The following is an 18498-nucleotide window of genomic DNA, read 5'->3' on the forward strand; positions in this document are numbered from 1 at the left end:
TCCGGGCTATCGGGTCTTCTTGTGGTCGACCGATTCGCCGTCGATCACGGACTCGTTGACCGGCGCCGGCGGGTCGAGCGGCTCACGCGTGTGCCTGGGCTCAGCGCGGGTGTCGCCGTCCTCGTCGGGGTTGCCGGAGTCCTTCTTCATGGCCTCGGTCTCCGACTTGAGGATCCGCATGGAGCGACCCAGACCACGCGCCATGTCAGGGAGCTTCCTGGAGCCGAACACCAGCAAGATGACAACGACGAGAATGATGATGTGCCAGGGCTTCAATGCACCCATTGTTCGGTCCCTCCGGATATATGTCGGTGACGTTAACCATCGTATGCCGCTTGGAAGGCGGATGCCACGGAGCCTGAGTCTCGGTTCGAACCGAGGTCATCTGCGGTGGCGTGGCTACGACATGTCGAGCCGGACAAGCATGACCGACGTTTGACACTTCCGTCAACACTGGAGCCTTCGGGAACCCTGATCTTTATCAGAATGTGGCGGCAGTGACGGTGCCACGTCACTTCTTGGGCAGTGCGGCGGCGGTGCGTTCGGCTTCGGCGAGGGTCGCGTTCAGGCGTTCTTGCAGGTCCTGGAGCTCTCCGGCGCGTTCTTGGACGCGTTCGAGGCCGAAGCCGAGCTCTTTGAGGCCGCCGAGGAGGCGCATGGCCGCTATGGCCAAGAGCACGAGTCCGGCGAGTGCCAGCACGACCGATATCGCCCAGATCATGGCGTCAGTCTAGCCCCGGGCCCGGTCGTGTTCGAGCGGGCCCGGCGGCGGGTCGAGCGGGTTCACGCGGCCTGGTAGCGGTCCAGCGCGGCTCGGGCGGTGTGGCGGACGGCGTCGCGCAGTTCGGCGGGGGCGAGGACTTCGGCTTCGCCGCCGAGGCCGAGGACGAAGCGGCGGGCCCAGTCGAGGTCCCGCACACGCATGGTGACGCGGCGGCGGCCGTCGCTCTCGCCGATGACCTCGTCGCACGGGTAGGCGTCGGTGACGCCTTTGGCGCCGGGGCCGAGGAGCAGCTGGATGCGCGGCAGCTCGGAGGCGAGGAACGCGGTGGGCGCGGGCTGGTTGGTCAGGCGCAGCGGCTCGGACGGCTCGTCGAGTTCGGAGCACGCGTCGATGCGGTCGATGCGGAACTGACGGATCTCGCCGGCGGTGCGGCACCAGGCGCGCAGATAGGCGTGTCCGTCGGCGGCGACGACCTCGATGGGGTCGACGACGCGTTCGGAGGTGGTGTCGCGGCTGGCCGAGTAGTAGGTGATGCGGGCGGCGTGCCCGGAGGCGACGAGCGCCGCATAGCGTTCGGCGCCGGGGTCGGCGACGGTGCCGCGGACGGTGACCTCGGCGGGGGCCTCGCCTGCGGCGGCGGCGAGCTTGTCGAGAGCCGAGGCGATCGCGGCGCGGTCGCCGACGCCGGGCGTGTCGGCGAGGACCCGCAGGGCGACCGAGAGCGCCATGGCCTCGTGGGCGGCGAGGCGAACCGGGCGGTCCATGCCGGCGGCGAAGAGGACGCGGACGGTGTCGGCGTCGAAGGCGAGGTCGATGAGATCGCCGGGGCCGTAGCCGGGCAGGCCGCACATCCACAGCATCGTCAGGTCGGACTGGATCTGGTCGGCCGAGACGCCGAAGTCGGCAGCGATCTCGGTGATCAGGACCCCTTCGGGCCGGGCGACGAGGTACGGGACGAGGTTGAGCAGGCGGGCGAGGCGGTTCTGCGTCACGGCGTCTCCTCCTCGTCGACGAGGGCTTGCAGGCACGCGATGGTCTCCTTGACCAGTTCGGGCGGATCGAGGACGAGGACGTCGGCGCCGAACGAGGCGATCCAGGCGGCGGTCGCGGCGGTGTCGGTGTAGGAGAAGCAGGCGTGGTCGCCTTCGGCGGTGCGCGGGCCGATCTGGTCGGCGCGGCGGCGCACGCCCCAGGCGCGCTTTGGCCGGACGAGGACCGTGGCGCGGCTCGGGAGCTGGCGGGCCTCGGATTCGGAGGCGAACGCGAGGACGTCGACGTCCTCGGGGATCGTGAAGGCCCCCTCGGGGCCGGTGAGGCGGACCTTCCCGGTGATGCGCGAGAGCCGGAAGCAACGCTGGGCCTCGCGGTCGAGGTCGTGTCCGGCGACGTACCAGCGGCCGCGCCAGGCCGCGCAGCCCCAGGGCTGGATGCGGCGCTGCTGGGCCGACTCGTCGCGCGAGCCGAGGTAGTCGAAGACGACGGCGCGCCTCGACGCGACCGCTTCGAGGAAGGGCGCGAGGGCCGCTTCGGCACCGGGCAGGGACTTGACCGGGGACGCGGCGGCGTGCGACTCGACGTCGATGCCGGCGGCCCGGAGTTTGCGGAGCGCGTCTGAGGACCCGGACTGGAGCTCGGGCTGCTGCCAAAGGCGCGCCGCGGCGGCCACGGCAGCCGCCTCGGCGTCGGTGAACTCGATCTGCGGCAGCTCGAAGTCCGAGCGGGCGATCCGGTAGCCCGGTTCGCCGTCGCCGAGGTAGTCGACACCGGACTGCAGCGGAATGCCGATGCGGCGCAGCTCGGCCTTGTCGCGTTCGAACTTGCGCTGGAACGCGTCGTGGGCCTTCTTGTCATCGAGGTTGTGCTCGTAGCCGGGAACGGTCCGGGCGATCCTGCTGGAGGTCTGGAAGCGCCGCGAGGACAGCAGGCAGAGCACCAGGTTCACCAGTCGTTCAGTGCGATCGTTGGACACCTGCCCAGCCTATGCCAGGCGGCGCGGGCACTGCCATCACGCCTGCCCGCGCCCGGCGCGTCGCCGCCCGAACGCGGGATCGGGTCGTGTCGCCGCGGTGCGCCGCGAGCGGGGGCGCTTGATAATGTCCGGGCGTGATCAGATGGCGATACGGGACCGTCACCGGCGTGCGCGGCGGCTGGCGCGGCTGCACCGAACTGGAAGTCGACGTCGAGGCCCGCGAGGGCGAGGACGCGTTCTCGTGCCGAGGCCTGGCCTACGACGAGCTCGTGGGGGTGCCCGAGGTCGGCGACCGGGTCCTGCTCAACTGCAACGCCATCGCGAAGGGCCTGGGGACGGGCGGGTACGCGCTGGTCGTGGCCGTGCCCGACCGGCTGCCTGCGGACGTGGAGGGGCCGGGGCACATCGTCAAGGCCCGCTATACGCCGATGCAGGCGATGCGCCTGGCCGTGGACGAGGACGACTCGCCGCACCGGGCGGCGGTGGAGGCCTGCGAGGACCTCGGCGGGATGCCGGTGGTCGTGGCGGACCTGCACTCGGCGCTCGCGCCGGTGCTCGCCGGGATCCACTCGACCGCGCCTGACGCGCGGGTCGCGTACGTGATGACCGACGGCGGTTCGCTTCCGGCGTGGTTCTCGCGCCAGCTCGACCAGCTGTCGGATCGGCTGTGCACGACGGTGACGGCCGGGCAGTGCTTCGGCGGCGACCTCGAGGCGACGAACATCCACAATGCCCTCATCGCGGCGCGGGTCGTCGGCGGTGCGGACATCGCGATCGTGGCGCAGGGCCCGGGGAACCTCGGGACCGGCACGGTCTGGGGCTTCTCGGGGACCGCGGCGGGAGAGGCGGTCAACGCCGCGGCGGTGCTCGGCGGCAGGCCGGTCGCGTCGCTGCGAATCTCCGAAGGTGATGCGCGCGAACGCCACCGCGGAATCTCGCACCATTCGATGACAGCTTACGGCAAGGTCGCGCTGGCGGCGGCGGACGTGCCCGTGCCGGACGAACTGCCGGCCGACCTCGAAGCCAAGATCAAGCGGCAGTTGGCGCAGCTCCCGGAGCGCCACCGCCAGATCGAGATCGACTGCTCGGGCCTGGTGGAGGCCATGGAGGCCCTGCCGGTCAGGTTGTCCACCATGGGAAGAGGACTCGACCGCGACCGCGTGTACTTCGTGGCGGAAGCGGCAGCGGGAAGGCACGCGGCCCAGATCGCCAAACACCGCGCTTGAGGCCACTCCCCCGCCCTCGCTTCAGCTCCCCTTCAGGTTCACCGCGCTAGCGTCGAAACCGGGGGTCCTTCCCAGCGCCCGAGCGAACGTTTGGCGTGCAGTCCGGCTTCTCACGCTTCAGCTCGGCTTCAGGATCGCCCCGACAGTGTCGAAACCGGGGGGCCTTCCCAGCTCCGAAGCTGACGTTCGGCGTGCGCCGGAACGCGAACCGCCCCGCCGGCGCTTTCGCGTCGGCGGGGCGTCGTTCACTTCAGTGTTCGATTCGCTAGAGCACGAACAGGACCAGGATCCACACGCCGATGACCGCGGCCAAGGCGAGGGCCAGGACCCAGGTCGGGACCGTGTACTCGCCGCGGCGGTTCCTCGCGATCTCCTCGCGGATGCGCGAGGTCCGTCGCTCGTAGACGGCCAACGGGTCGAGTGAGCTCAGTGCGCCGGTCCGGCGCTCCTCCCGCTCGCCGTGCCCCGTCTCGGCGGTGCGATCCGCGTCGGCCGGGCGCTCCGGCTCGGCGGCGCCGTTGCGATCGGACATCACTCGACTCACATGCTGGCGATGAGCTTGTCGACGCGCTCGTCCCGCGAACGGAACGGGTCCTTGCACAGGACCGTGCGCTGCGCCTGGTCATTCAGCTTCAGATGCACCCAGTCCACAGTGAAGTCGCGTCGCTTCTCCTGCGCCTTGCGGATGAACTCCCCGCGCAGCCGCGCCCGCGTGGTCTGCGGCGGCACTTCCTTCGCCTCGAAGACCTCTACGTCGTGCGTGAGCCGCTCGGCCTCGCCGCGCTTCTCCATCAGGTGATGCAGGCCCCGGCCGCGCCGGATGTCGTGGTAGGCCAGGTCGAGCTGCGCCACGCGCGGGCTCGAGAGCGCCAGGCCGCGCTTCTCGCGGTACCGCTCGATGAGCTTGTACTTGGCGACCCAGTCGATCTCGCGCGAGACCGAGTCGAGGTCCTCCGACTCGACGGCCTGCAGGACCCGGCCCCACAGGTCGATGACGCGCTTGGTGCCCGCGTCGGCGCCGCGCTGGTCGACGAAGTCGATGGCCTTCTCGAGGTACTCGCGCTGGATGTCCAAAGCGGAGGCCTCGCGGCCGCTCGCCAAGCGAACCAGGCGCTTGCCCGTCGTGTCGTGGCTGATCTCGCGGATCGCCCGGATCGGGTTCTCCAACGTGAGGTCGCGCATCGTCACACCGGTCTCGATCATCCGCAGCACCAGGTCGGCAGAGCCGACCTTGAGCATCGTGGTGATCTCGTTGATGTTCGAGTCGCCGACGATGACGTGCAGGCGGCGGTAGCGTTCGGCGTCGGCGTGCGGCTCGTCGCGGGTGTTGATGATCGGGCGTGAGCGCGTGGTGGCCGAGGAGACGCCCTCCCAGATGTGCTCGGCGCGCTGCGACAGGCAGAAGCGCGCGCCGCGCGGGGTCTGCAGGACCTTCCCGGCGCCGCAGATGAGCTGGCGGGTGACCAGGAACGGGATGAGCACCTCGGCGAGACGCCCGAACTCGCCGTGACGGCTGACGAGGTAGTTCTCGTGGCAGCCGTACGAGTTCCCGGCCGAGTCGGTGTTGTTCTTGAACAGGTAGATGTCGCCGGCGATGCCCTCGTCGTGGAGGCGCTTCTCCGCGTCGATCATCAGGCCTTCGAGGATGCGTTCACCGGCCCGGTCGTGCTTGACCAGGTCCTCGATCGAGTCGCACTCAGGGGTGGCGTACTCGGGGTGTGAGCCCACGTCGAGATAGAGGCGGGCGCCGTTGCGGAGGAACACGTTGGAGGAGCGGCCCCAGGAGACCACACGCCTGAAGAGGTATCGGGCCACTTCGTCCGGGGACAGGCGGCGCTGTCCCCTGAAGGTGCAAGTGACCCCGTATTCGGTCTCCAGTCCGAAAATGCGCCTGTCCATGTCGAAACCCTACCCCGATTCGGTTGAGGAGAACACCCCTCGCGGTCGAACGGTTCCGTACCGCGACGGGCACTATGGAGATTGTTCGCATTACGGCGATATGCACCGGGTCTGTTCCGGCTTCGCCGGGCCCGACCGTCCACTTGAGTGGGACGGCCGGTTTTTCGTAGGAACGTCGGCCATGGGGCCCTGCAACCGCGATTGAGCGGTTGCCGACCGGGCCGGTCGGGGCCCGCGCAAGCGCGGGTACCCCGCTCGGCCCGGTCTCAAGCGATGGCAGAACGCCAGGCAGTCGTCAGGATTCGTCGGTTTCGGGTGTCTCGTCAGCTTCCGTGGCGGTTTCGGCTTCAGCTCTCGATTCGGGCTGCGCCAGCAGCGCGTCGAGGGCCAGGCCCTGGATGCGCCGGAAGGCGCGGCCGGGGCGGGCCCGCTCGAGCACCGCGACCTCTAGGACGTCCTTGGTCAGCTCCCGGGGGGTGCCGTTGCCACGGTCGGTCGAAAGCGCCCGCAGCGCCAGCGCGAACGCGTCGGCGAGCGGGGCCGCGAAGTCGTGGCCTTCGGCCAGGACTTCCTTCAGCTGGTCGGCGTCGCCGCCCATGGCGAGGTAGCCGGGTTCGTCGTTGATCGAGCCGTCGAAGGTGAGCCGGTAGAGCTCGTCCTCTTCCGGGCCGGCCCCGACGCCGGCGACGCAGATCTCGACCTCGAAGGGCTTGGTCTGCTCCGAGAAGATCGCGCCGAGGGTCTGGGCGTAGGCCTTGGCGAGGCTGGCGGCGTTGACGTCGCGGCGGTCGTAGGAGTAGCCGCGCAGGTCGGCCATCCGGACGCCGGCGGTGCGCAGGTTCTCGAACTCGTTGTACTTGCCGACGGCGGCGAAGCCGATGCGGTCGTAGAGCTCGTAGACCTTGTGCAGGGCCGAGGAGACGTTCTCCGCGACGAGGAGGACGCCGTCGGCGCAGGAGAGCACCACGACGTTGCGGCCCCGGGAGATGTTCTTGCGGGCGAACTCGGCCCGGTCCCGCATGATCTGCTCGGGACTGGTGTAGAACTGCATGGCCATGTCCGGCTCCTCTCCTTATCCGTAGGGGTTCTCGGTGCGGGCCGCGATGACCGAGCGGGCGACCTCGGCCACGTCGGCCTCGTCGATCCGCTTGGAGCCTTCGGCGGTGGCGGTCATGACCACGGGGTAGAGGTCGCGGGTCGGGTCGGGTCCGCCGGTGGCGGAGTCGTCGTCGGCCGCGTCGTAGAGGGCCTCGACGGCGATCTTGACGGCCTCGTCGGTGCCGATGTCCCTGCGGTAGCGCTTCTTGAGGGAGCTCTTGGCGAAGATCGAGCCGGAGCCGATCGAGTCGAAGTCGCGTTCGGCGTAGATGCCGCCGACGACGTCGAAGCTGTAGATCTTGCCGGCTTCGGGGATCGACGGCGCGTCGACGTCGAACCCGGCGAACAGGGGCACGACGGCGAGGCCCTGGAGGGCGATGCCGAGGTTGCCGCGCAGCATGGTGGCGAGGCGGTTGGCCTTGCCGTTCAAGGTGAGCGGGGCGCCCTCGATCTTCTCGTAGTGTTCGAGTTCGAGTTGGTAGAGCTTGACCAGCTCGATGCCGAGGCCGGCCGTGCCCGCGATGCCGACGAGCGAGTAGCCGTCGGCCGGGAAGACCTTCTCGATGTCGCGGCTGGAGATGTAGTTGCCCATGGTCGCGCGGCGGTCGCCGGCCATGATCACGCCTTCGGCGGTGCGCAGGGCGACGATGGTGGTGGCGTGGGCACTGATCGATGCGAAGTCACCGGGCGGCAGCGGTCTGCGTCCCGGCAGCAGTTCGGGTGCCACCTGCATGAGGAACTCCGAGAAGGAGGAGGTTCCAGCCGTCATATACGCGTTGGGCAGTTTGCCTGGGAATCCTTGACCTGTCACGACATGACCTCCCTAGTCCTCTATTCAGTAAATGCGCCGGTAGAACGCGGCTGGCCGCTTCGACCCCGCGGGGCCGGCGGGCTCCGGTGGGGCAAGGCCCCTGATGCGCCTCTATGGCGTCGCATCAGGCGGCCCTGTCACCGGCAGGGGGGCTGCTATTGGCCGCCCTTTTGCACGAACGAGCGAACGAATTCCTCGGAGTTGGTCTCCAGGACCTCGTCGATCTCGTCGAGCAGGTCGTCTACTTCTTCGGTGATGGCTTCGTGGCGTTCGGCAATCTCGGGGTCTACAGCGGCCTCGGTGGCCTCGGCATCTGCTTCCTGCCGCGACCGCTGTGACTGCGACTGCCCGCCGGAGTCCTTCGCTGCCATAGCTGTTCCCTTCTACCTCGACGGTGCCTAAACCGTACCGCGAGAGTACGACAGCACGCCAGATACGACGCTGCATCGCTCTGCAATATTCCCGCGGCTGAAACAGGCGCCTCAGTCGGCGGTGATGACGTCGAGGAGGTCCTTCGCTGCGGCGCAGCGTTCGAACAGCTCCCCCACATGGGCTTTGGTGCCCTTCTCGGGCTCCATCATGGGCACTCGCACGAGCGAGTCGGCGCCGACGTCGAAGATGACGGAATCCCAAGAGGCGGCGACGACTTCGGAGGGGTAGCGGGCGAGGCAGCGACCGCGGAAGAACGCGCGGGTGTCGCCGGGCGGCTCGGTCATCGCGTCGATGATCTCGGTGTCGGTGAGGAGGCGCTTCATCTTGCCGCGGGCGACCAGGCGGTGGTAGAGGCCCTTCTCGGGGCGCACGTCGTGGTACTGCAGGTCGATGGCCTGGAGTTTCGCGGAGCCCCAGTCGAGGTTCTCGCGTTCGCGGTAGCGGTTGAGCAGCGAGAGCTTGGCGGGCCAGTCGAGCATGTCGGCCAGTTCCATCGGGTCGCGGGCCAGCGCGTCGAGCACGAACGCCCACATGTCGAGGACCTCGCGGGTGTCGGGGTCGGCGTCGGCGCCGCAGTAGGCCTCGGCCTGCTCCAGGATGGACTGCTGGAGTTCGATGGCGGTGACGCGCTTGCCGTTGCGCAGTTCGATCTTGTGCCGCAGGGTCGGGTCGTGGCTGACGGCGCGCAGTTCGGCGACGGGCTCGGCGATGCCGAGGGTGCCGTCGAAGGCGCCGGACTCGATCATGGCCAGCACGATGGAGGCGGTGCCGACCTTGAGGAACGTGGCGTGCTCGGCGAGGTTGGCGTCGCCGATGATGACGTGGAGGCGGCGGTAGCGCTCGGCGTCGGCGTGGGGCTCGTCGCGAGTGTTGATGATGGGTCGCTTGAGCGTGGTCTCCAGGCCCACTTCGACTTCGAAGAAGTCGGCGCGCTGGGAGATCTGGAAGCGGTGCTCGGAGGCGTCCTGGCCGATGCCGATGCGCCCGGCGCCGCAGAAGATCTGGCGGGTGACCAGGAACGGCGTGAAGTGGGCGACGATGTCGGCGAAGGGGGTCTGGCGCGACATGAGGTAGTTCTCGTGCGCGCCGTAGGAGGCGCCCTTGTTGTCGGTGTTGTTCTTGTACAGGTTGATCGGGCCGATGCCGGGGGTGTGGGCCGCGCGGAGGGCGGCCTCGGCCATGGTCATCTCGCCGGCCTTGTCGAACAGGACGATCTCGCGCGGGTTGGTGACCTCGGGGGTGGAGTACTCGGGGTGCGCGTGGTCGACGTAGAGGCGTGCGCCGTTGGTGAGGATGACGTTGGCGAGCCCGGAGTCCTCGTCGGCGAGGTTCTCCGCGGGGTCGTAGAGGGCGCCGGTGTAGGTGAAGCCGCGCGCGTCGCGCAGGGGGGTCTCCTCCTCGTAGTCCCACCTGGCGCGTCCGCCCTTGGAGAGCTCGGGGCGGGCGGCGTAGGCGTTGACGATCTGCGAGGAGGTCACCATCGGGTTGGCGCCCGGCTGGCCCGGCACGGAGATCCCGTATTCGATCTCGGTGCCCATAATGCGGCGTACGGTCATGCCTTCGAGCCTAGTCCCTTCGGGCGCGGCGGCGCTCCCTCCGATCGGAGAGGATTGGAAATCGCGGCCGCCGAGTTTTGCGCCGTAGAGGTTCTCCGTCTTCATGGCGACCGGTTACCCGGTTGTGGGGCCGCTGACACGTTCGGCGGCACGCCGATCGGCCGGCGGGGATGCCGCCGGCCGATCGTCGCGTAGTTGCAGCCTGTGCTTCCGGTACTTCCGGTTCGCTACAGGTACTGACCGGTGTTCGACACGGTGTCGATGCTGCGGCCGGAGTCGGGGCCCTTGCCGGAGACGAGCGTGCGGATGTAGACGATCCGTTCGCCCTTCTTACCGGAGATGCGCGCCCAGTCGTCGGGGTTGGTGGTGTTGGGGAGGTCCTCGTTCTCGCGGAACTCGTCGACTGTGGAGTCGATGAGGTGGCTCAGCCGGATGCCCTTCGACTGGTGCGTCAGGAAGTCCTTGATGGCCATCTTCTTCGCTCGGGCGACGATGTTCTCGATCATCGCGCCGGAGTTGAAGTCCTTGAAGTAGAGCACTTCCTTGTCGCCGTCGGCGTAGGTGACCTCGAGGAACCGGTTCTCGTCCACTTCGGAGTACATGCGCTCGACGACCGCCTGGATCATCGACTGCACGGTGGCTTCGCGGTCCTTGTCGTGTTCGGCGAGGTCGTCGTCGTGCAGCGGCAGGGTCGTGGTGATGTACTTCGAGAAGATGTCCTTCGCCGATTCCGCGTCGGGCCGCTCGATCTTGATCTTGACGTCCAGGCGGCCGGGCCGCAGGATCGCCGGGTCGATCATGTCCTCGCGGTTCGAGGCGCCGATGACGATGACGTTCTCGAGGCCCTCCACGCCGTCGATCTCCGACAGCAGCTGGGGGACGATGGTGTTCTCGACGTCAGAGGAGACGCCGGATCCGCGCGTGCGGAATATGGAGTCCATCTCGTCGAAGAACACGATGACGGGCATGCCCTCGCTGGCCTTCTCACGGGCCCGCTGGAAGACCAGGCGGATGTGCCGCTCGGTCTCGCCGACGTACTTGTTCAGCAGCTCGGGACCCTTGATGTTGAGGAAGTAGCTCCGTCCGGAGGCCTCCTCGCCGCGCATCTCGGCGACCTTCTTGGCCAGCGAGTTGGCGACGGCCTTGGCGATGAGCGTCTTGCCGCAGCCGGGCGGCCCGTAGAGCAGGATGCCCTTGGGCGCGCGCAGCTCGTGCTCGCGGAAGAGGTCGGCGTGGAGGAACGGGAGTTCCACCGCGTCGCGGATCATCTCGATCTGCCCGTCGAGGCCGCCGATGTCGTAGTAGTCGACGTCGGGGACCTCTTCGAGGACGAGTTCCTCGACCTCGCTCTTCTGGATGCGCTCGTACGCGTACCCGGCGCGCGGCTCGATCATGACCGAGTCGCCCGCCCGAAGCGGCGAGTTGATGAGCGCGTCTGAGAGCAGCACGACCCGCTCCTCGTCGGCGTGGCTGGTCACCAGGGCGCGGTCGGGTGGACCGCCCGGGGTCTCGATGAGCTCTTTGAGCGTCACCACCTCGCCGATGCGCTCGTAGTCGAGCACCTCGACAACGTTCATGGCGTCGTTGAGCAGGACTTCCTGGCCGCGTTCGAGCTCGTCGACGTCGATCGACGGCGCGAGCGAGACGCGGAACTTCCTCCCGGAGGTGAAGACGTCGACGGTGCCGTCTTCACGGGCCCCCAGGAACACGCCGTAGCCGGACGGCGGTTGTGCGAGCCGGTCGATTTCCTCTTTCAGTGAGACGATCTGCTCGCGGGCCTCCTTCAAGGTGGCCACGAGCCGCTCGTTCTGCTCCGACAGGCGATCGATCTGCGATTGAGCGGCGGCGAGCCGCTCTTCCAGAATGTGCATGTGTCGGGGCGTTTCGGTGAGACGGCGTCGGGCAGCGGCCAGTTCTTCCTGGAGCTCTTCGACCTGTCCTGACAGTTCGTCGTGCTCTGAGCCCTGGCTCAGGTTCTGTCGACGGTCATCGTTGCTACGTGCCACGGGTCACACCTCCCGAGTGAGGGTTGTCCTACACCAACCGTAACTGGTTGTGGAGGCCAATAGTAAGGCTCGACACCGACATTCGCCAGATCCTTTGACGGTGTCTACGCTAGATCCATGTCTGAAGATCGTGAATTGGAAGTGTCGATCGACCAGGACGCCTGCACGGGCGACGGTCTGTGCGTCCAGTACGCGCCCACGATTTTCGAGTTCGACATCGATGGACTTGCCTACGTCAAGGACACCGACGGCGAGCTGTTGACTACTGCCGGTTCGCAAGTCAACGTGCCCGAACACCTGCGTCTGGACATTGTGAACGCGGCTCACGACTGCCCGGGCGAATGCATCTACGTCCGCGATCGCAAGGACAAGACCGCCGTCGCCGGCCCAGGCGCGGACGACTAGCGAGACGAGACAGGGATGAGAGACGCATTCACGTCTCTCATCCCTGTCTTGTTTCAGCGCTTGAAAAGTCGTGAATCCGACTCAGAGTGTGACCGGATCGTTACGAACCGGCGGGCTCGTCCTCAGTGCCGTTGAGGGTCTCGGCGGCTTCGGCAGCCTGAGCTTCGACCACGCGCGCCTCGGCCTCGGCGGCGATCCGCTCCTTGCGCTCGCGCAGCGCCTGCTGTCCCTTGGAGGGCTTGAGCTTTCGCATCGGCGCCACCGTGCCGGGGGCGAGTTTGCGGGCGGTGATGAGGAAGGCGGTGTGCGCGATCATGCGGTGGTCCGGGCGCACCGCCAGGCCCTCGAGATGCCAGCCGCGGATGAGCGACTCCCACGCCGAGGGCTCGGTGAAGGTCTTGCGTTCCCGCAGTGCCTCCACGAGCTCCGACATCTGCGTGGTCGTGGCGACGTAGCCGATGAAGACGCCGCCGGGACGCAGGATGCGCTCCACAGTGTCCAGTACTTCCCACGGGGAGAGCATGTCGAGCACGACCCGGTCGACCGGCTCGAGCTCAGCCTCGGCCACGTCCCCCACCGTCAGGGTCCAGTGGTCGGGCACCTCGCCGTAGTAGCCGCGGACGTTCTCCTCCGCGATCTTCGCGAAGTCCTCGCGCAGCTCCCATGAGTAGACGTGCCCGGTAGGGCCCGTTGCCCGCAGCAGCCAGTTCGTCAGAGCGCCCGACCCGGCCCCGGCCTCCACGACCCGCGACCCGGGGTAGATGTCGCCGAACGTGAGGATCTGGGCGATGTCCTTGGGGTAGATGACCTGGGCGCCGCGGCGCATCGACAGGCCGTAATCGGGCAGGAGCGGACGCAGCGCCAGATAGGCGGTGCCGCCCTCGGTGGTCACGGTGACGCCGTCAGGGCGGCCGATCAGGTCGTCGTGGAACAGCCGACCCCGATGGGTGTGGAACGCGCCGCCCTCCGCGAGGGTGATCGTGGCCATGCGGCCCTTCGCGTCGGTCAGCTGGACGCGGTCGCCCGGCCCCAGCAGGTCAGATGCCAATTCGGTGTACTCCTTGCTCATTTACGGCTCGCAAGCTTCGCCGCGACTGCTCTTCACGGCTCGCAAGCTTCGCCGAGACTGCTCAATTACGGCTTGCAGGCTTCGCCGAGGTTGCTCAATTGCGGCTCTAAAGGCGTCGCCGAAGCTGCTCGTTCAGGGCACCCAAACGTCGCCGGGGCCCGGTAGGTCCGAAGCATCTTAACGGAGGGCTTCGATCACGTCGGCGGTGTAGAGCAGGCCTGTCGGGCGGCCCTCATCGACTATGAAGAACCGCTCCGCGCCGCTCTTGCCGATCACGTCCACCAGCGCCTGGCCTTTGAGCCCGGTCTCGATGCCCGGGATCTGCCCGGCCGAGCGCAGCAGCCCCGCCAGGGGCATCGCGTCGACCTGGTCGGCCGGCACCGCTTCGGCCGCGGCGCGGTCGAGGACCCCGACGATCTTGACGTCGACGGCGACGACCTCGCGTCCGGCGGCGGCGCTCAGCGCCTCCCCCAGCGTCGCGGAGGCGGGCACCAGGGCCACCGGGCGGGCCAGCGCCGCGGCGTCGAGGGCCTTGACGCGCGGGCCCATCCGGGCGGCGCGGATCGCGCCGGTCGCGCCGCGCCACAGTTCGAAGGCGACGAAGACGAGCAGGAGCAACCCGAACGCGGAGAACCAGTTCTCGGCGAACAGCCACAGACCTCCGGCGATCGTGGCCAGCGCGACGACGCGGCCGGCCCAGCCCGCGACGAGGTAACCGGTCCACCGATCGCCGGTGGCGGCCCAGATGCCGGCCTGAAGGGCTTTGCCGCCGTCCAGCGGCAGGCCCGGGAGCAGGTTGTAGACGGCGACGAGGAGGTTGGCGACGCAGATCTGGAAGGAGAACTGCCAGATCAGGGAACCGGGAACGGTGAGGAAGAGGCCGGCGAGGCCGATGCCGCCGAGGACGGCCGAGACGGCCGGTCCCGCCAGCGCGATCGCGGCGGCCGTGCTGGGTTTGGGGGCCTCGCGGTCCATCTCGGTGAAGCCGCCGAGGGCGTCGAGGTTGATCTGGCGGACGCCGATGCCGGCGCGGAGGCTGACCAGGGCGTGGCCGAGTTCGTGGAGGAAGACCGAGACGAGGAGGGTGACGGCGAAGAGGGCGGCCACGATGAGGGCGGCGCCGGCGCCGAGTCCGGGGACCGAGCGCTGCACGATCGGGGCGTAGACGATCACGACCACGGCGGCCAGGAGCAGCCAGGTGTAGCCGAGGGTGACGGGGATGCCCTTGAAGCGGACGAGCGTGAATCCGGATCGGCGGAAGGCCAGGACGTTTGTGGTCGACATCGGCGGCAATGCTACGCGCCCGCCCGCTTGGGCGGCTTCGCGAACCACGGAGCGGGCGCGCTTGTGAGGATTCCGATCCGGTCAGGCGGGGTGGGCCCTGAAGGCGGTGGTCACGTACGGCATCGCGAACGTCTCTTTTCCGGCCAGGTCGGGGTGCGTGTCGACGAGTCGGCCGACGGCCTCGGTGAGTTCGCGCTGACGGGTCGCGTCCGCGGTCAGGTAGTAGGAGCGGGAGTGGACGAGCCGGATCAGGCCTTCGCGGTTGAGCGGCTTGCTGTGGCGGAAGACGCGCATTTGGACCTCGCCGAAGTCGGGGGCGAAGTATCCGGGGTCGGTGGCGTCGATCGGGGTGAGCTCGCCTCTGGAGTTGCCGATGATCTCGGTGAGCTGGTCGACCCAGTCGACGGATTCGTCGCGGATGTTCCAGATGGGCGCGAGGACGCCGCCGGGTTTGAGTACGCGGCGCAGTTCGGGGAGGGCCTTGGGCCGGTCGAACCAGTGGAAGGACTGGCCGGCGGTGATGACGTCGGCTGAGGCGTCGGGGAGCGGGAGGGCTTCGGCGGCTCCTTGGCGGGCCGCGGCGACGCCGGGGCTGGAGGCCCTGAGTCTGTCGAGCATCTTGGTGTCGGGGTCGACTGCGGTGACGTTGTGGCCCAAGGCGATGAGGCCGCGGGTGAGGAGGCCGGTCCCGGCGCCGACGTCGACGACGTCCTTCGGGGCGTCGCCGACCATCCATTCAAGGGCTTCGGTCGGATAGGTGGGCCTGATGGAGTCGTAGAGGTCGGCGGCCTGTCCGAAGGAGCGAGCGTGGCGGCTGGGACCGTTGCCGTGCGTGTCGGTTTCGATGCTCATGCCCTCAAACCGTACGCGCGTTATGTTGAAAAGGCAAGGCACCCGCCGGGAGTGTCGGCCCCCGGTCCTATGCTCGACCCATGCCGCAAGCCGCCCGTCCGAGCCAGCTCTCCCCTTCGCGCGCCGGGGATTTCAAGCAGTGCCCGCTGCTGTACCGGTTCCGGGCGGTCGACCGCCTGCCGGAGCCGCCGTCGAAGGCCCAGGTGCAGGGCACGCTCGTGCACTCGGTGCTCGAACGGCTCTACGAGCTGGACGCGGGCAGGCGGACACCGCGGCAGGCGCTGGCGATGATCGAACCTGAGTGGGCGAAGCTCCAGGCCTCCGGGGAGTACGCGGAGCTGTTCGAAGGCCTCGACGACGAGTCGGCGTGGCTGCGGAACGTGCGACGCCTGGTCGAGACATACTTCGCGATGGAGGACCCGCAGCGGCTGCAACCGCACCGCACCGAGTGCCTGGTGACGACCACCTTGGATGACGGCACGTCGTTGAAGGGCTTCATCGACCGCGCCGACGTCAACCCCGATGGGCTCGTGCGGCTCGTGGACTACAAGACCGGGAAGCGCCCGCCGGACCGCTTCGCGGACAAGGCGCTGTTCCAGATGAAGTTCTACGCCCTGGTGTGGTGGCGCACGCGTGGCACGGTGCCGACCCTGCTTCGGCTCATGTACCTCGGTGACGGGCAGATGCTCGACTACTCCCCCGACCAGCGCGAGCTCGAGGGCTTCGAGAAGACCCTCAAGGCCCTGTGGTCGGTGATGCGCGAGGCGATCGCCACCGGCGAGTTCCGACCGCAGAAGTCGAAGCTGTGCGGCTGGTGCGCGCACCAGGCGATCTGCCCCGAGTTCGGCGGCGAGCCGCCGGCGTACCCGCTGCCGACGGTGCTTCCCGGACTGGCGATGCCGGTCGCGGAGGAACTGGAGGAGACCCCTCCTACCTGAGACGGACTCGCGGATCGTCCTCACGTTCGATGAAACGGGAGTGAACGGCGGATACGGTATAGAGCGTGCAAGCCGCCACCTCCTTCCGACGCCTGCGATGCGGGATCCATGCCCGACCGCTGCTGTCCGACACGCTCCTGGCGCTCGCGCTGGCAATCGGGTACACCGGCTTCTACGCGATCTCGGTCGCGGTGAGCCCCGATCTGACCATGACCGCGGCCGATGTCGGATTGATAGCCGTCCCTTTCACCGCGATCTGCCTGCGGCGCACATGGCTCTGGGGCGCAATCGGACTGTCACTGGCGATCATGTCGGTGGCGGTGCTCGTCGAGCCGCTGCAGAGCCTGGGGTTGGACAGCGGCGTCGGCATGTTCGTCCTGACCTACACGGCGGCCGCCTACCGGCCGCTGTCCAAGGCGCTGGTGGCCAGTGCGGTCATCTGGGTGCCGGTAGTCCTGGCCGTCCAGTCCGCTGCGTTCAGGGAGGACGGTGATCACCTGACGAGCACGCTCGTCACCGTGCTCAACCTGATCCTCGCCACCACCGTGTTCTGGATCGGCTGGGTCATGCGCAACAGGCGCGAAAAGGTCGAGGAGCTCTCTGATCGGGCCCGGTTCGCCGAGGAGCGCCAGGAGGCGCTCGCGGCCCAGGCCGTGGCCGACGAGCAGCGGCGCATCGCCCGGGAGCTGCATGATGTCGTCGCCCACCACATCTCGGTCATCGGCGTCATGTCCGAAGGGGCCAAGCGGGTCCTGCGCTACGACCCCGACGCGGCCGAGGAGGCGCTGACCACGGTGAACCAGACCGCGCGCACCGCGCTGCGGGAGATGCGGGACATCCTCACCGTGCTGCGCCAGGGCCATGACGAAGGCGGCAGCGCCGACCTCGAGCCGCAGCCTACAGTGGACTCGCTGCGGGCGCTGGTGTCGCAGACCAAGGACGCCGGCCTGCCGGTGCGCTACACCGTCCGCGGCGAGGAGTACCCGCTGCCGACGGGCGTGAGCCTGGCGGTCTACCGGATCGCCCAGGAGGCGCTCACGAACACCATCAAGCACGCCGGTCCGCAGGCCAGGGCCGGAGTCGTGATCGATTACAGCGACACCGAGTTCCGCATCTCCATCGGCGACTCCGGGCACGGCGCCCCCGTCGTCGCCGGGTTCTCCGGCGGCCACGGCCTCATCGGCATGAGGGAGCGCGCCACGCTCTACGGCGGCACCCTCGAAGCCGGGCCCCGGCCCGGCGGCGGCTACCTCGTCGAGGCCCGCTTCCCCAAGAACGCGCACCTCCAGGGAGTCACACGTTGAACGACCGGCCGATCCGCCTACTGCTGGCCGATGACCAGCAGCTGCTGCGCGCGGGCTTCAAGATGGTCCTCGGCGCCGAGACGGACCTCGACATCGTCGGCGAGGCCGGCGACGGCGTCGAGGCCTTCGACCTCACCAGGCGGCTGGTCCCCGACGTCGTGCTCATGGACATCCGCATGCCGCGCCGCGACGGCGTCGCCGCCACCGCCGACATCGTGCAGGCGAACCTGCCGACCCGCGTGCTGGTACTGACCACCTTCGACCTCGACGAGTACGTCGTCGGGGCGCTGCGGGCCGGCGCCGCCGGATTCCTCACCAAGGACGCGCCCGCGGCCGACCTGGTCGAGGCCATTCGGACCGTCCATAGAGGCGGCGCGGTGGTCGCACCGCACATTCTCTCGACCCTTTTGGGGCGCTTGGCGGAGCACTACGGCGGGGACGGCGACGCCAAGCCCGCGATCGTCGACTCCCTGACTGCTCGCGAGCGGGAGGTCTTGCTGCTCTTGGCGAAAGGGCTGACGAACGCCGAGATCGCCGACGCCCTCACCGTCGGCGAGACCACCGTCAAGACCCATGTCGGACACCTGCTCACCAAACTCGGCGTCCGCGACCGCGTCCAGGCCGTCGTCCTCGCTTATGAAAGCGGCCTGGTCAAACCGGGCCAGCCGGGCTTATCCGGCGAGTCGCACGCCGAAAGTCATACCCGGGTACCGCCGCATCCGCCCAGCGACGTAGACGAAGACCGTCCTCGAAGCGGATGCGGGCGTGCCTGATGTCCAATATCGTCGAACCATGACCACACGACCCACGACGTCAAATGACATCATGTATGATGTCACAATCGGGCGAGTCGACGTCATCAGTTCGCATCACGTCTGACGCCACGACTTCGCGAGCGTCGTCTCGCGGACCAGGAACCCAACAC

At 68.5% G+C, this 18498-nt stretch carries 19 protein-coding genes; 5 read left to right on the plus strand and 14 right to left on the minus strand.

Annotated features, from left to right (window positions below):
* Positions 1 to 6: 6 nt before the first annotated feature.
* The 4 genes from tatA to ACFO8M_RS16735 form a co-directional block, all read right to left on the minus strand.
* Entirely contained in the window at positions 7 to 285 is a 279-nt protein-coding gene (gene tatA / locus ACFO8M_RS16720; RefSeq protein WP_387977615.1) for a Sec-independent protein translocase subunit TatA, read from the minus strand.
* A gap of 226 nt (positions 286 to 511) precedes the next feature.
* A complete protein-coding gene (locus ACFO8M_RS16725) occupies positions 512 to 721 on the minus strand; it encodes a hypothetical protein (RefSeq protein ID WP_387977617.1) in 210 nt (69 codons plus the stop codon).
* A gap of 62 nt (positions 722 to 783) precedes the next feature.
* Positions 784 to 1716 carry a helix-turn-helix transcriptional regulator gene (locus ACFO8M_RS16730; protein WP_387977618.1) on the minus strand — a complete coding sequence of 311 codons (933 nt, stop codon included), beginning with the start codon at positions 1714 to 1716 and terminating at the stop codon, positions 784 to 786.
* Positions 1713 to 2693: a helix-turn-helix transcriptional regulator gene (locus ACFO8M_RS16735; protein WP_387977620.1), complete on the minus strand. Its 981-nt coding sequence runs from the start codon at positions 2691 to 2693 to the stop codon at positions 1713 to 1715. Before ACFO8M_RS16735 ends, ACFO8M_RS16730 begins: the two co-directional genes overlap by 4 nt.
* A 134-nt stretch (positions 2694 to 2827) precedes the next feature.
* On the opposite strand from ACFO8M_RS16735, the gene ACFO8M_RS16740 reads away from it, so the two are divergent.
* Positions 2828 to 3919 (plus strand): DUF3866 family protein, encoded by a 1092-nt coding sequence (locus ACFO8M_RS16740; protein WP_387977621.1) that lies wholly within the window; start codon positions 2828 to 2830, stop codon positions 3917 to 3919.
* 265 nt (positions 3920 to 4184) lie between these two features.
* Here the strand turns inward: ACFO8M_RS16740 and ACFO8M_RS16745 are convergent, their stop codons facing one another.
* The 7 genes from ACFO8M_RS16745 to arc form a co-directional block, all read right to left on the minus strand.
* The gene (locus ACFO8M_RS16745; RefSeq protein ID WP_387977662.1) at positions 4185 to 4451 is read right to left on the minus strand and encodes a hypothetical protein; all 267 of its coding nucleotides are present in this window, start codon (positions 4449 to 4451) and stop codon (positions 4185 to 4187) included.
* An 8-nt stretch (positions 4452 to 4459) separates the two neighbouring features.
* A complete protein-coding gene (gene pafA, locus ACFO8M_RS16750) occupies positions 4460 to 5818 on the minus strand; it encodes a Pup--protein ligase (RefSeq protein WP_387977623.1) in 1359 nt (452 codons plus the stop codon).
* 295 nt (positions 5819 to 6113) lie between these two features.
* A complete protein-coding gene (gene prcA, locus ACFO8M_RS16755; protein WP_387977625.1) occupies positions 6114 to 6875 on the minus strand; it encodes a proteasome subunit alpha in 762 nt (253 codons plus the stop codon).
* 15 nt (positions 6876 to 6890) lie between these two features.
* Positions 6891 to 7685 (minus strand): proteasome subunit beta, encoded by a 795-nt coding sequence (gene prcB, locus ACFO8M_RS16760; protein WP_387977626.1) that lies wholly within the window; start codon positions 7683 to 7685, stop codon positions 6891 to 6893.
* A 197-nt stretch (positions 7686 to 7882) separates the two neighbouring features.
* Positions 7883 to 8098 (minus strand): ubiquitin-like protein Pup, encoded by a 216-nt coding sequence (locus ACFO8M_RS16765; protein WP_030155908.1) that lies wholly within the window; start codon positions 8096 to 8098, stop codon positions 7883 to 7885.
* A 111-nt stretch (positions 8099 to 8209) separates the two neighbouring features.
* A complete protein-coding gene (gene dop / locus ACFO8M_RS16770) occupies positions 8210 to 9715 on the minus strand; it encodes a depupylase/deamidase Dop (protein WP_387977628.1) in 1506 nt (501 codons plus the stop codon).
* 227 nt (positions 9716 to 9942) lie between these two features.
* Complete coding sequence (gene arc, locus ACFO8M_RS16775) at positions 9943 to 11721, minus strand: proteasome ATPase (RefSeq protein ID WP_205327498.1); 1779 nt, start codon at positions 11719 to 11721, stop codon at positions 9943 to 9945.
* Between the two features lie 117 nt (positions 11722 to 11838).
* Between arc and ACFO8M_RS16780 the strand changes: the two genes are divergently transcribed.
* The gene (locus ACFO8M_RS16780) at positions 11839 to 12126 is read left to right on the plus strand and encodes a ferredoxin (protein ID WP_387977630.1); all 288 of its coding nucleotides are present in this window, start codon (positions 11839 to 11841) and stop codon (positions 12124 to 12126) included.
* Between the two features lie 100 nt (positions 12127 to 12226).
* Here the strand turns inward: ACFO8M_RS16780 and ACFO8M_RS16785 are convergent, their stop codons facing one another.
* From ACFO8M_RS16785 to ACFO8M_RS16795, 3 genes are all read right to left on the minus strand, one after another.
* Complete coding sequence (locus ACFO8M_RS16785; protein WP_387977657.1) at positions 12227 to 13114, minus strand: tRNA (adenine-N1)-methyltransferase; 888 nt, start codon at positions 13112 to 13114, stop codon at positions 12227 to 12229.
* A gap of 258 nt (positions 13115 to 13372) precedes the next feature.
* On the minus strand, positions 13373 to 14479 hold the full coding sequence (locus tag ACFO8M_RS16790; protein ID WP_387977632.1) for a M50 family metallopeptidase: 1107 nt from the start codon (positions 14477 to 14479) through the stop codon (positions 13373 to 13375).
* Positions 14480 to 14560: 81 nt separating this feature from the next.
* Positions 14561 to 15331: a class I SAM-dependent methyltransferase gene (locus ACFO8M_RS16795; protein ID WP_387977634.1), complete on the minus strand. Its 771-nt coding sequence runs from the start codon at positions 15329 to 15331 to the stop codon at positions 14561 to 14563.
* An 80-nt stretch (positions 15332 to 15411) separates the two neighbouring features.
* Here ACFO8M_RS16795 and ACFO8M_RS16800 point away from each other — a divergent pair, with 80 nt between their 5' ends.
* From ACFO8M_RS16800 to ACFO8M_RS16810, 3 genes are all read left to right on the plus strand, one after another.
* Positions 15412 to 16269, plus strand: a complete 858-nt coding sequence (locus tag ACFO8M_RS16800; protein WP_387977635.1) for a RecB family exonuclease — start codon at positions 15412 to 15414, stop codon at positions 16267 to 16269.
* Positions 16270 to 16334: 65 nt separating this feature from the next.
* Positions 16335 to 17573, plus strand: a complete 1239-nt coding sequence (locus ACFO8M_RS16805; RefSeq protein WP_387977637.1) for a sensor histidine kinase — start codon at positions 16335 to 16337, stop codon at positions 17571 to 17573.
* A complete protein-coding gene (locus tag ACFO8M_RS16810; RefSeq protein WP_387977639.1) occupies positions 17570 to 18346 on the plus strand; it encodes a response regulator in 777 nt (258 codons plus the stop codon). Before ACFO8M_RS16805 ends, ACFO8M_RS16810 begins: the two co-directional genes overlap by 4 nt.
* Positions 18347 to 18498: the final 152 nt, after the last annotated feature.

It is taken from the genome of Glycomyces rhizosphaerae (assembly GCF_042647865.1).
Classification (GTDB): domain Bacteria; phylum Actinomycetota; class Actinomycetes; order Mycobacteriales; family Micromonosporaceae; genus Glycomyces; species Glycomyces rhizosphaerae.